This is a genomic window from Scytonema sp. PCC 10023 (assembly GCF_963920835.1).
Lineage (GTDB): Bacteria > Cyanobacteriota > Cyanobacteriia > Cyanobacteriales > Nostocaceae > Kalymmatonema.
On sequence record NZ_CAWUDP010000001.1, the window covers coordinates 47618 to 60813 of the forward strand.

The following is a 13196-nucleotide window of genomic DNA, read 5'->3' on the forward strand; positions in this document are numbered from 1 at the left end:
CATGTAAAAGAATAACAACTTATGATAACCTTTACAGTTTATGGGAATTGATGCCTCGACTCACTCTATCCAATGGTTGAATAAATTGTATTGATCCTATGGCAACGAGTTGGATAATTTAGAATCAGGAGAAATTTTAAGAAAACTTATAATAAGCTAGCCGTCAACATCTAAGGAACTTTTTTTTGTATCCACTATATTTGAAGTGGCGATTCCATTCGAGTTTAAAGCCATAGACATCAGTATTTTTTGCGAACTGGCTTCTGGGCTGTCTTCACCTGGGCGTCTTTGAATGTAACTGCCATCTGGCTGTAACTCCCAAGCTTGGCGATTATCTGCTAACATAATTCCTAAAATTTCTTGCAAATCCTTAGCAATATCTCCATCTATGATTGGGGTAATCACTTCTACCCGACGATCTAGATTACGCCGCATCCAGTCGGCACTGCCAATATAGATTTCCTCCTGTCCATTGTTATAGAAATAAAAAATACGGGAGTGTTCTAAAAAGCGACCAACGATACTAATAACGCGGATATTTTCACTAATATCTTTGATCCCTGGTCGTAAACAGCACATTCCACGTATGATCAGGTCAATTTGCACGCCCGCACGGGAAGCTTCATATAATTTGCAGATAATTTGCGGGTCTACCAATGAATTCATTTTGGCAACAATCCGCCCACTCATGCCATTGTGAACATTTTCAATTTCCTGTTGAATTAGGGAAATGAAGCGATCGCGCATCGTCACAGGTGCAACCAGCAGTTTTCGGTATGACTTTTGCCGCGAGTATCCTGTCAAGAAATTGAAAACATCTGTAACATCGGCTCCCAATTCTTCGTTACAACTGAACAATCCTAAGTCTGTGTACAGTCGCGCTGTTTTCGGGTTATAATTACCAGTGCCAATATGCACATAGCGATGAATGCGGTCTTGTTCGCGCCGCACCACCATCACAAGTTTGCAGTGAGTCTTCAAACCGGCTAGACCATAAACTACGTGAACTCCAACGCTTTCCAGGCGCTTTGCCCAGTAGATATTATTTTCTTCATCAAACCGCGCCTTAAGTTCCACTAGTACAGAGACCTGCTTACCATTTTCTGCAGCAGCAATCAAGGCATTTACTATCGGCGAGTCAAAAGAAGTCCGATAAAGAGTCATCTTGATTGCTAGCACATTTTGATCATGGGCAGCATAGGTAATAAAATGTACAACAGATCTCGAAAAGGATTGATAGGGATGGTGTACGAGTAAATCCTTTTCCCGAATGACTGTAAAAAAATCTTTTCCTTCTTCTATCTCCCGTACATTTGGGTTTATGTTTGGCTCTTTAATCCTTTGTAAGCGGGGATGTACGACAGATTGCCACGGTGGGTCTTTGAGTTGTGGGACGGGCAATGACATGAAGTACATTAAATCCTTCAGTCCTATAATACCGTCTACTTGGTAAACATCATTTTCTTCTAATTCCAAATCCTCCAACAGTCGTTTTTTGATGGATTCAGGAGTTTGAGAATGTATTTCTATACGTAACGCAGACCCCCCAACGCGCCGTTTTCGCAATTCCTGCTCAATAGCCAACAGCAAGTCATCAGCTTCATCTTCTTCTAATTCCAGATCAGCATCACGGGTAATACGGAAAGTATGGTATTCCTGTATACTCATTCCTGGAAAAAGGGACTCTAAGTTATGGGCGATCGCCTGTTCCAAAGGGACACCAGTCCAGACTGCTGGTTTTCCGTCATCATGAATTCCCAAATCTGGCGGTAGAGCCAAAAATCGTGGCAAAACTGTGGGAACTTTGACTCTTGCAAACAATTCTTCTTCAGTTTCTGGGTTTTTGACCACAACAGCCAAATTCAGGCTGAGATTAGAAATGTAGGGAAAAGGATGCGACGGATCAACAGCAAGGGGAGTCACGACGGGAAAGATTTGCTCTTCGTAGTATTTGTCTAAATAATTTTTCTGCCTTTCGCTTAAATCTATGTAATCTAATATATGTATACCGTGCTTTGCTAGCTGAGGTCGCAAAACTTTCTCAAATTGTTCGTGTTGTTTAGCTACTAACGGACGCAGTGTCGAGCTAATTTCATCGAGTTGTTGTTGTGGCGTGCGACCATCGGAAGGTAACTGACTAACCTTCGCTTCTACCTGTTCCTTGAGTGCTGCAACACGCACCATAAAGAACTCATCGAGGTTAGAGCTAAAAATTCCCAAAAACTTGAGGCGTTCTAGGAGGGGAGTACGCGAGTCGCAGGCTTCATGCAACACCCTTCTATTAAACTCCAACCAGCTTAACTCTCGGCTGAAATAGTATTGCGGGTCATTAAGATTGATTTGATGATGTGCGTTCTTCTTTGATTTTGGCATGATGACCTGGATACAGGCGGGTGTAGGCGATGGAACTGGGATGGCATACTAAACATACTAGAGTAAAAAATACCTTGCTTCTATCTCAAGGCAAAGAGAAAGGGAAATTTGCGGACGGATTGGGAAAGTTAGGTTGAACGATACGGACACCCGAGTCAAAACGGCTAGATAGACCGTTTCAGTAAGTAGAGATGCTTGCTGGCTAGGTTGAAAACTTTGCGGCACTAGTCTCAATTCTAGAGAGCGATCGCTTTTTCTTGAAAATTCATTATCAAATGATTGTCACAGTTGAACCAGTTGGACAGTCTCAGACAAATCATTGGCGACTAACTGCCCTAGATGAAGGAGATTGGAAGATTCATTTAGAAGTAGCAGAGTTAGACCAATCCATCACCCGCTTAATTCGTGCCTATCCATCTACTCAAAAACGCATTCATGAAATAGAACGAAATATCATAATCCCATTGACAGCAGAAGTTCATCATCAAGTTTCTCAACTGCGTCGGGAGCTAGCTTCACCAGTCATCCAGAAAATCCCATTCCGTCTATTAACTCCAGAAGACCAGGTGCGTCTGTTAGAGCCACCTGATGTGAGAGACTATCTATTAGAAGTTTTACGAGCATCTCGGAAAGAGGAAGATACAAATCGACCTTTAGTTCAGGAACTATTACTAAATATTTCTCCTATTTACTCCCCTGTCCACGGTTGTTGTATTCCGTACGATCCAAAGCTGGCTGACCATTTAGTTGCAATTAGAAACCACGCACCTTTTGAGGAACATTTGGCTTACAACTTAATGGGCATAGACGGTGATGATCGCTATGGTCAGACTTGGTTTAAGCAAAATATCGCCGCGCTGTTGCTGCATGAAAAGTACGGTCATGGCTTCTTCTTCTCTGAGACTACGCTTGGCAAGCAACTCGCAATTCTTTATCGTCATGGTTTAGAACCTGGTGCGGATAGCAAACAGTTGCGATCGCCCTATCCACGTTCACTCTACAGTAATTACGAATCAGTTATTGATTTGATTTACGATAGCGTAACCATTGTCAACGAAGGTTTTGCCACCTGGCTCGAACAAATAATCCTACCTCGACTCTCAGATCTCATTGGTCAAGCAGCTTACCGACGCAGAGACTTTTTGTTCTATCGGGATAGCAGCATGGCTGATTTGGCACAAGAAAGCGAATATTTTCAGAGGTTTAAACCACAACGAGTTTCTAAGTATCGGGAGGGATGCGAGTATCTTGAACTAATCCAAGGCTACTTTGAACCAGATTGGGGTCCTAAGTGTGCGGTTCAGGCAATGGTTAAAGCTACTGATGTTGACTTAGGTATCACTGAGTCTGGTGGGCAGGTGCAATTTGGCTTACAAGCAGAGCAGTTAAAGGCGACATTACTGAATGAGCAGAGCAAAGATGCTCAATCAGATGAGCGCCTGAGAGCAATTCATGACGTTTTACGCGACCATATAGATGAAATCACGCAAGAGCAAGAAAAATTACAATGTCATCGTAGTTGCTTGCACAGTGACTGCCCAATCAATGGTATAATATGTACCAAATTGGGCTGGTAGAGAAAACAATGACAATCGAGAATGAGGACAACTGGGAACAGACGAGACTTACGAAGCGAAAACCTACTAAACCACGTAAGCCTCAGTCTAATCCCTCTGGTCCAAGTCCAAATGAACCCCGCGCACCTATCGATGAGCCACTGGATGATCCGAGAAGAAAGCGCAAACCAAATTAAATGCAGTTTAACTTCAATACATGGTGAGTAATAAATGTAGTCTGAAGACTGCTGAGTCACCAATTCTTTTATTTCTCAAGCTATTGTCTATAATTTTAGACGTAGTATTTGTAACTAGAGGAGCTAGCTCTTGGCTGAGCAAAATCCAGAGGTTGTGCTTGAAGCTTCAGGTCAAAATCAAAAAATATATTTGGAAATCTCCAAAGCAAGCGATAGTCTATGGCAGGTTTCACTAGCTTTTCCACCAGTAAAAGAAAGCCAACCATCGAGTCTACCTACTGCGGATTCATCAATGTCATTAGAATCCAATGTCACACCTTTATCAAGTAATTCAGTAACTACACCCGATACAGATTCAGCAGAGCAATCATCAACTTCATCTGATTCTTCCGCTCCAGATTCACCAGTTCAACCATCAAATCTAAATCCTAAAGAATCACAAAGTAACCCAACAGATTTACCTGACACTACCTCATCAGATAAATTATCAACTGCCACTGCCATTACTATAACATCTCAAGGTAATCAGGAAAATCTAGTTCATTCAAATTTAGAAGTTCATCGCTCAATTCAAAGTTCTCAGAGAAAATCAAAGAGGCCTTCTCAAAAAAAATTTGATGTCTTCCTGTCCTATAACACCAAAGATAAACGTCTAGTCGAGGCGATTGCAGTAGAGCTAAGCAAAAGAGAAATTAAACCTTGGCTTGATGTTTGGTACCTACGTCCAGGTACTTCCTGGCAAGATACGTTTACAAAATTGCTTCCAAATATTAGAGCAGTAGCTGTATTCTTAGGACCAAATAAAATCGGTCCTTGGCAAAATGAGGAGGTAAAAGTTTTTATACAGAAATGTAAGGAACGAAGAAATTTATCTGTCATTCCTGTGACTCTTGAAAATTGCACCAAAGATCCAGAAATTCCTCCATTTCTTGGAGATCGGATAGGGGTTGATTTTCGAAATCAAGACTCCGAGCCAATGGTGCAATTAATTTGGGGCATTAAAAAAACTAAACCACTAGAGCATGGAATCTGATGTTTTTCCGGAATGCACCCTCGAAATTGCTCTTCATATTTGTCAAAGCAAATTCAATTAGAAATTTGTAGGAATGTAGATTTGGGTTTTTGAGTATTTTTCAAGATTACTCAAGTATTTATCTACTGCTTAAAATAAGTAAAGTGATTACGATAATCACTAAATAAGGCAAATTTGCCCAAGATTTAAAAGTAGTTGTATACATTTGAAATTCTTTAGCAGTAGTAAGAGATTCCAGCTTTATAAAATTTCCCTTCAATCGCTGCATATTATCTAACGCACTATCATCAAAACCGCACAACAACTCAGTCAAGCGGTTGAAATTACCCCGAAATCGCCTTTCTAGGTATAGGTAATACATATCGAGCAAGCCTACAATAGTCAGGGAAATGATTGCTAGAAGAAACAAAGATGGATTCTTATTAGTAAAACCAAATCCCATTAAAGCAGTCCAGATACTTAATCCTAGTTGTTTCACTGCAAGCGAATTACTAGCCATTCGATTAATTATTGCTTGTAGCATTTCGCTTTGCTTTATAAGATAATCTCGATTCTCTTTAATTGAGTTTTTGTTTCCTGCTGTCATAGCTCTAACTGTAAAATTTAGTTTCTTATCAATCAGAGATTACCATTGTTTTTTGTGTTAATGATAAAAATTAATATCTTATATATAAAGAATATCTCGCAATCTGAAATAGCCTATCTGACAAGCTGAATAATCACAATGATTTAAATACTCGAAAGGACGCCATTCATTTTTACTGATAGATTCATGATAAGTACCATCCTGCTGAGCGTTATCTGGCTCTATACCAGTTACATCGGCATAATACATATAGCAAATTTCATTGGTTTGAGTCCCAACGATGTACTTACCAAGTGATAAAACCTTAACAGAAAAACCTGCTTCTTCATAAACTTCTCTAATTGCTGCTTCTTCTGGCGATTCATCTTCATCTAACGCGCCAGTGATAGGACAAGGAAAAAGCTTCATTTGTCCGTCAATTTCTGTGCTATCAATACAAAGAGGTTGCTGTCTAATTAAAACTTCATTTGTTTCAGGAGAAACGTCTTTTCTTCTCAACAGAAATACTGCAACTGAGTCTTTCCCCTTTCTTTCTAAATAATGAAATCCTCTGGGTGTTTTCTTGACAGTAACCCAATCGGTAGTGAAAATCGTCTCGTCAGTATCCATATACCTAACTCCTTATTTGCGAAATATTCTCTTACTTTGCCGCTACAGCAAGGTTATTCTTGAAATCATAAATCTTATTGTTATTTTTAAGTCGGAAGCATCTATGTTTCAAGCTACTCGTCGCCGTCTTGCCCTATGGTACACAGCCATAACCGCTATACTACTGCTGCTCTTTGCTAGTGGGGTGTACTTGTACGTCCGCAGCACATTAATTGAGCGGATTGATGATACCTTGAATCATGTTGTGGAAGTGGTAGAGCGATCGCTTGTCATCGAACCTGTTAAGTCAGACTTGGGTCAACTCCGTGTAAATGTAGAAGCCAGTTTTCGTGACAATACTGACACAGCAGAAGATGACCGCATTGACCTAGAATGGTTTAGCCCTACTGGAGAATTGCTTTGGTCTACTTTTTCACAACCTCTCAATATTCCACTGCACCCCAACCAGACAGGTGAGACTGTCAAAGTTTTGAGGAAAGAGGAGGGAGAGAGGGACACAGGGATAGAGGGACAGAAGGATAGAGGGAGTGAGGGAGAGAAAGTACTCTCACTCCCTGACTCCGTCACTCCCTCACTCTCCTCAATTCCCCCCACTCCCCCACTCCTACTACGACAAGTGACAGAACGGGTGCAAATTGGTCGGCAAGTATTGGGATATTTGCGTGTTAGTCATCCCTGGTTTGAAGTCACAAAACCCAGTCGTCAGTTGATTTTAGATTTAGCATGGGGGACTGGATTGATGGTACTTTCTGTTGCAGCAAGTGGCTGGTTTCTGTCAGGTAAAGCAATGGAACCAGTGCGCGAGTCTTATCAACGTCTTAAACAGTTTACTGCTGATGCTTCTCATGAACTCAGAAGTCCAATTACCTTGATTCAAACTAATGTGCAAGTGGCCCTGACTGAGTTGGAATTAGCAGGGACAGATGGCACTCTTCCTTCGCACTTTCGGCAACAATTAAAAGTGGTGGAACGGCTGACGCAACGCTTGGGCAAGTTAGTCAACGATTTACTGTTTCTGGCAAGACAGGATAGTGGTATCAGCAAAGAAAGTTTTTCTCCTTGTCCTGTTGATGCTTTGTTAATGGAAGTGGTTGAAGAACAACAACTGTTAGCCGTAGAAAAGGGTATTATCCTCTCTCTAGATTTCATTGACCCTCCTCCTTCGGAAACTGATCCCGAATTACTTGACAATTGGTTCACAGTTGTTGCCAACTGGGATCAACTGGTGCGTCTGGTTACAAATTTGATTGGCAATGCCTTGCAATACACTCCATCTGGAGGGCGCGTAGATGTGGAATTGGCACGTATTGAGGCAGCAAATCGTGTTTCTGGGCTGCGTTACAACTCCGCCCAATTGCAAATTAAGGTGAAGGATACCGGAATTGGTATCGCTGCGGAGGAACTACCGCGTTTGTTTGACCGTTTTTATCGGGTCGATCCAGCCCGTACTCACACGGCTGAAACTAAAGCAACACAAAGTGCAACTGGTTCAGGATTGGGACTGGCGATCGCCCTAGCTATAGTCGAAAAACACCACGGTCAAATTCAAGTAGAAAGTACTCAAGGCATGGGGACTACTGTCACGGTCACTTTACCCGTGACTCTTGAGTCTTAATTGAACTTTGTTCTGTATAACACCTAACAAATGTTTCTTCTGGTAGATTTAGGGCTGTTTCCTCTGGCAGATGCAGGGGAGTATCTTTACCTACTAATTTAGTGGCAATGCTTGATTGAAGTGAGCACAGCAAAAAATATATTCTAGCAGTTTGATCTGACGACTTTTAAAAGTTTCTTAAGGAGTTCTACAAACTGCTAGTTTGCTATTTGCACTTATTCACTTCTACCTTCATACATTATATAAAAATAACTGCTTTGAGGAGGATTAATGGAGGCAAATACTCCAAAAATTTTAGATGAAGCACAATCATCTCCTATCGATCCAAAAGATAGACCCTTTTTAGAAAAGGTAATGGTCAAAGCCAAGCTGGGAGATGTGTTCGACGCCAGGGACATAACCGAAGTTGTGTATCGGGTGATGCGCGATTTGATGACCACGGAAGCTGCAGACCGAGTTGCCGAAGAACTGGGCAACAAACCAGCTGAAATAAGTGATGATAAAGCGCTGCAAAACACAATTGTAGACCTTTGGAAAGATACAAATCCGATTGTGGGCTTCTTAAGTCGGGTTCGTCCACCTTGGCAAGGTCCTGGCATTTTTAAGATTGATTCTGATCGGTTTTTATTTCGGGTAGCAAATGAAGGTGGATTGCAGCCTGAGCTAGACCGAGAAGAGGTGGTTAAGGCAGTATTCTCTGCTACGAAAGACGAATTATCTCCAGAAAGAATTCAGGAAATTGCTAGTTGGTTGCCTGATCACGTTCGCAAACTTTGGGAAGAAGCTTAACAAATTTAAGAGTTAGGAGTTAGGAGTTAGGAGTTAAATTCTAACTTGTGACTCCTGACTTTTCACTTAATTATCTTAATTATACAAAATATTTATTAAACAATATCTATTTATATACGACTTCTGGCAGAAATGTAGAGCCAATCTGCTATTACTTTTCACGTCTATAGTTAGAGTACGAAGTTATTAGTAATTGTTATATTTTAATTGTTAAGTTTTAAAACTTTATTAAAAAGCAAGCACAATTTGGCAACAGGCAAATTAGTATTCATTTTGCCCAAATGAAGCTGTTGTTTATTGCAAAAATTTTTGTGTTTAAAAAATTTTGGCTCTTCTTAATTTAGATTATTCACCAGGAGGTCAACATGAACCTGAAATATCAAAAACTCAGTAAATCTGCTAAACTTTTTGGGGCTATTTGCGGAGGATTACTAATTGGTTTGCCTGCAATTTCTCAAGTAGCAGTCGCTCAGCAATCAGCACCTCGGCAACCCCAGCAACAAGCTAATTCCAAAACTAACCGTTGTCCCAGCATTTTCTACGAAGAACCCCACAACAATAGAGTCTTCACTCCAGCAGGATGTCCACCCAATGCTTTCACTCGACAATCAGCACAGCAAGGGGGTGTGACTCCAGGTAGTGCTTCTGTTAACCCAACACAAGAACAAATTAGGCAGGGTGTGGGCGGTGAAACACCAGACAACCGTTCTGATAGTAGCTCCCAAAGCTACAACTATAGCAGCCAGACACAGTCAACGCGTTCCGGACAAGACGTAAACAGTTCATCCTCAGAAACTCGGACGTATACCAGTCAAGGACCTGCAGGTGGGTACACTGTCAGCACAAACTCACAATCTCAAAGTAACCCCAGCACTCAACAAAGACAAAGTTCTGTGATCACACCACCAGCGCCAGAACAACGTCAAGCCCCCAGTAGCATAATTGCGGTGAGAGATGGTAGGGTAAATGTCAGGCTGGTGAACGATACAGCGGCACCTATTAGTTATCAAGCCATTGGTGATACAGCACCGCGAACCTTACCAGGTAAATCAGAAGTGCTGTTGCAACGTTTAGCTACACCAACAACCGTGACATTCCAACGGCAGGATAACGGACTATTGATGGTAACAACACAACCTTCTTCTCAAGCTGGAGTTTTGGAAGTCAGGTTGGATGAAACAACCGACTTGCAAATGGATACAAAAGCAATGAGTATTCAACAAAACGGTCAAGTTTTCTTGAATTAGTCACCAAGTTTCCAAACTAAGATCTTGTATCTGTTGCAACAGTGAGTCGTCAGAGGCTCCAAACCCTCGTTACCAGGTTCAACCTGGTAACGAGATATTAGAGCCTCTGGCTCTTGTTGGGTACAAGATCTGAGCAAAGGGACATACGCTTATATCTTTAGGGACTTCCAAATAAAAAAGTATCCAGCTACCTCTTGTGAAGTTAGGCGTCTTGCCTCGTATTTAGTTAGGGCGGGCTGTCCGGCCCACCGCACAAGATTGATAATTATTTTTTGGAAATTCCCTACTGATAGATGCCGATGTGATTTCAGGGTAAAAGGTTTAACAGAAAATTTAAAATAAAGTTTAAAAGTTTACTAAATATAAACACGCTATTACAGATTATTACGCTGCACCAGGCTGAAGAAAATTTTCACCTAAGTAAATACTGCGGATATCTGTTGGTAATTTCTCTTCTAGCACACGGTAACCTTCTTGAAGCAAAATTACTACTTCGCTTGGGGTAATGGCTTCTCCTTCAGCTTGTAGGTAGGCGGCAATTCTAGTTTCGCTCCAGTGGAAAGTTTGAGCCATCAAAACCATCAATCGTAACATAGCAGGCAGTTGATCTAATGCCTGTTCTACATAACACCAGAGTGGTGGAGAAGTGGCTTTGAGAGAATAATGAATCGCTTCCGTGGGAGGGAGTTCAATCTCGTTGATACAATAAGCTGTCATATTGATCAGCCAATTTTGAACAGTCAGACCGTCTTTCGCAAATTGAGTGGTGTTTAAATCGAGTCCACCGAGTTCGTAGTAGATATGTCGCCAGGTTAAAGCAAAAAGATAATCAGCTTGCACAGGCGATCGCGCTGAATGCCGAATCAACGTGTAGACTATCGGGTTGTAGCGGCAAAAAATCGCCGTGAAGTATCTACCTGCATCCGGGTTTTGCTGAAAAAGAGTCAGCAGTTCTTGGTCACTGTGATGAAACAGTGACTTAATCAGTGGGTGATTAGCTTCAGGAAAATGAGGAATTTGCACCATCCGAATCAGGCTATGTTGCTAAAATTATTTTGGCAAAGGCAATTAAGTTGCCCGTTGCATAATATCTTGCTGCTAGTCTTTTTATCAAAATTTTGGGTTTAAAACCCCGTCCTTGTAGGACGGCTTTATGTAAAAAATGGTAACATAAGGTAAGTATTGTTTAGGTCGAGCCGATGATAATTTACGAGTTCAAAGTTAAAGGGAAAGACAGGCAGTACAGAGCGATAGACGATGCTATTCGTACTAGTCAGTTCATTCAAAATAAGTGTTTGCGTTACTGGATGGATAACAAAGGTACTAGTTTGAATAGATATGATTTGAATAAACATTGTGCTGTCCTTGCTGCCGAGTTTCCCTTTGCTGAACAGCTAAATTCAATGGCTCGCCAATCTGCGGCTGAACGGGCTTGGAGTGCGATAGCGCGGTTTTACGACAATTGCAAAAAGAAAGTTAAGGGCAAAAAAGGATTTCCACAATTTAAAAGACACGGTCGTTCTGTTGAATACAAAACGTCAGGATGGAAACTCTCTACTACCCGAAAAGCAATAACCTTTTCAGACAAAAAGGGAATAGGAACCTTGAAATTAAAGGGAACCTATGATTTGAACTACTACGACATCAAACAGATAAAGCGTGTCCGGTTACTGCGTCGTGCTGATGGGTACTACGCTCAATTTGCAATTGATGTTGACTTGAAGGTTGAGACTCAGCCTACTGGTCAAGTAGTCGGTATTGATTTGGGATTGAAATACTTCATTGCTGATGATAAAGGCAATGTTGAACAGTCACCTCAATTTTACCGCAAGTCTGAAAAACAGTTGAATCGGGCTAATCGCAAGAAATCTAAGAAATACGATCCCAAAAAGAAAAAAGCTCACTTGCCGCAATCAACCAACTACCACAAAGCTAGAAATCGATATGCCCGTAAACATTTAAGAGTAAGTAGGCAACGAAAAGAGTATTGCAAGAAATTGGCATACTCCGTTATCCAATCTAACGATTTGGTAGCCTATGAAGACTTGAATGTGAAAGGCTTGGTACGTAACCCGCAACTGGCAAAGTCAATTAGTGATGCAGGCTGGTCAACTTTCCGGTCATGGTTAGAGTATCTTAGTCACAAATATGGGAAGGTAACGGTTGCTGTTCCTCCCCATAACACAAGCCAGAACTGTTCTAAGTGTGGCCAGAAGGTGAAAAAATCTCTATCCACCAGAACTCATGTCTGTCCGCATTGTGGATTTGTGGAGGATAGAGACGTAAACGCAGCCATCAACATCCTACAAAAGGGACTCAGTACCGTGGGGCACACGGGAACTTACGCTTGGGGAGATTTGCCCTCTTGGGCGATTGGGGCAACCCTGTCGTCTAATGGCGAGTCAACGAACCAAGAATCCCCGTCTCTTTAGAGCGGGGAGTGTCAAACTAGCGGTAATATTCTATTGCTCTTGATACACTAGAAACACAGACTTAAACTAAAGTCCTAATCTACAAAATTAAAAGTGGGTTTGTTTATACATTTCCTAATTTGTTCATGGTTATAGCAGTTAGCGTGTCCCAGTTCCTGCACGAGCCTTTTATCCTAGGCTCTTTTTTGCCTTCCCTACCGTTAGATAGCCTTTTTTCTACCCAAGGCATAATGGTGATGCTACTAGCAGCCTATGCTGGTGCGATGTGGATGTTTCTCACCAGTGCGCCGAAAGTACACACTGTTATGGTGTCGGATTTAGAGATTGCACGACAGATGTATGAAGGACTGCTAGATTTGCCAGCAGCTGAAGTGCCTTTGCACTACTACTACAACTACGAGCAAACTTTAGGTGCAACGGGAGTTGATCCGCTTTACCTGTCCAGCACTCCCAGCTTTTCCAGCAGCAGAATGTCCAATGCTAGCGAAGGACTTTGGTATCAGTTAAAGAAAAATACTCAGCTGCACGTGATTACGGGGGCAAGTTTAGGTAGTAAAAGTCAGCAACGCCACGTTTGCTTTGACCGCGACTGCCTAGAAATGATTTTAATGCGCGTGGAAACGCGGGGCTTAAAATTTAAGATCCGTAACCAAAAGCCATTGAATTTTTTAGTCAAGGACTATGAAGGGCGCATCATTGAGATGGCTGAGGTAGCGAATTAGTTACTTTTAGATTATACAGTAATTTGCAGTTGCAATT

General features: G+C 41.6%; 12 protein-coding genes. 8 read left to right on the forward strand and 4 right to left on the reverse strand.

What is annotated here, in order from left to right; translation table 11 throughout:
* Positions 1–156 precede the first annotated feature (156 nt).
* Positions 157–2373 carry a polyphosphate kinase 1 gene (ppk1, locus tag ACM0OZ_RS00220; RefSeq protein ID WP_414580735.1) on the reverse strand — a complete coding sequence of 739 codons (2217 nt, stop codon included), beginning with the start codon at positions 2371–2373 and terminating at the stop codon, positions 157–159.
* Positions 2374–2648: 275 nt separating this feature from the next.
* Here ppk1 and ACM0OZ_RS00225 point away from each other — a divergent pair, with 275 nt between their 5' ends.
* The 3 genes from ACM0OZ_RS00225 to ACM0OZ_RS00235 all read left to right on the forward strand — a co-directional run bounded on the left by ACM0OZ_RS00225 (position 2649) and on the right by ACM0OZ_RS00235 (position 5159).
* On the forward strand, positions 2649–3950 hold the full coding sequence (locus tag ACM0OZ_RS00225; protein ID WP_414580736.1) for a hypothetical protein: 1302 nt from the start codon (positions 2649–2651) through the stop codon (positions 3948–3950).
* Positions 3951–3958: 8 nt separating this feature from the next.
* Entirely contained in the window at positions 3959–4126 is a 168-nt protein-coding gene (locus ACM0OZ_RS00230; RefSeq protein ID WP_414580737.1) for a hypothetical protein, read from the forward strand.
* 130 nt (positions 4127–4256) lie between these two features.
* A complete protein-coding gene (locus tag ACM0OZ_RS00235; RefSeq protein ID WP_414580738.1) occupies positions 4257–5159 on the forward strand; it encodes a toll/interleukin-1 receptor domain-containing protein in 903 nt (300 codons plus the stop codon).
* A gap of 118 nt (positions 5160–5277) precedes the next feature.
* On the opposite strand, the gene ACM0OZ_RS00240 is transcribed toward ACM0OZ_RS00235, so the two are convergent.
* Both ACM0OZ_RS00240 and ACM0OZ_RS00245 read right to left on the reverse strand, forming a co-directional pair.
* Entirely contained in the window at positions 5278–5745 is a 468-nt protein-coding gene (locus ACM0OZ_RS00240; RefSeq protein ID WP_414580739.1) for a hypothetical protein, read from the reverse strand.
* 78 nt (positions 5746–5823) lie between these two features.
* Complete coding sequence (locus ACM0OZ_RS00245; protein ID WP_414580740.1) at positions 5824–6354, reverse strand: NUDIX hydrolase; 531 nt, start codon at positions 6352–6354, stop codon at positions 5824–5826.
* A gap of 103 nt (positions 6355–6457) precedes the next feature.
* On the opposite strand from ACM0OZ_RS00245, the gene ACM0OZ_RS00250 reads away from it, so the two are divergent.
* The 3 genes from ACM0OZ_RS00250 (at position 6458) to ACM0OZ_RS00260 (ending at position 10005) form a co-directional block, all read left to right on the forward strand.
* Positions 6458–7969 (forward strand): sensor histidine kinase, encoded by a 1512-nt coding sequence (locus tag ACM0OZ_RS00250; RefSeq protein ID WP_414580741.1) that lies wholly within the window; start codon positions 6458–6460, stop codon positions 7967–7969.
* A 270-nt stretch (positions 7970–8239) separates the two neighbouring features.
* Positions 8240–8758, forward strand: coding sequence for a DUF2267 domain-containing protein (locus ACM0OZ_RS00255; RefSeq protein WP_414580742.1), 519 nt, complete (start codon positions 8240–8242; stop codon positions 8756–8758).
* A gap of 365 nt (positions 8759–9123) precedes the next feature.
* Positions 9124–10005 carry a hypothetical protein gene (locus ACM0OZ_RS00260; protein ID WP_414580743.1) on the forward strand — a complete coding sequence of 294 codons (882 nt, stop codon included), beginning with the start codon at positions 9124–9126 and terminating at the stop codon, positions 10003–10005.
* Between the two features lie 384 nt (positions 10006–10389).
* On the opposite strand, the gene ACM0OZ_RS00265 is transcribed toward ACM0OZ_RS00260, so the two are convergent.
* A complete protein-coding gene (locus tag ACM0OZ_RS00265) occupies positions 10390–11028 on the reverse strand; it encodes a sigma-70 family RNA polymerase sigma factor (RefSeq protein ID WP_414581039.1) in 639 nt (212 codons plus the stop codon).
* 176 nt (positions 11029–11204) lie between these two features.
* Here ACM0OZ_RS00265 and ACM0OZ_RS00270 point away from each other — a divergent pair, with 176 nt between their 5' ends.
* Both ACM0OZ_RS00270 and ACM0OZ_RS00275 read left to right on the forward strand, forming a co-directional pair.
* Positions 11205–12437, forward strand: a complete 1233-nt coding sequence (locus ACM0OZ_RS00270) for an RNA-guided endonuclease InsQ/TnpB family protein (RefSeq protein ID WP_414580744.1) — start codon at positions 11205–11207, stop codon at positions 12435–12437.
* Positions 12438–12562: 125 nt separating this feature from the next.
* On the forward strand, positions 12563–13159 hold the full coding sequence (locus ACM0OZ_RS00275; RefSeq protein WP_414580745.1) for a glyoxalase-like domain protein: 597 nt from the start codon (positions 12563–12565) through the stop codon (positions 13157–13159).
* The last annotated feature ends 37 nt before the right edge of the window (positions 13160–13196 follow it).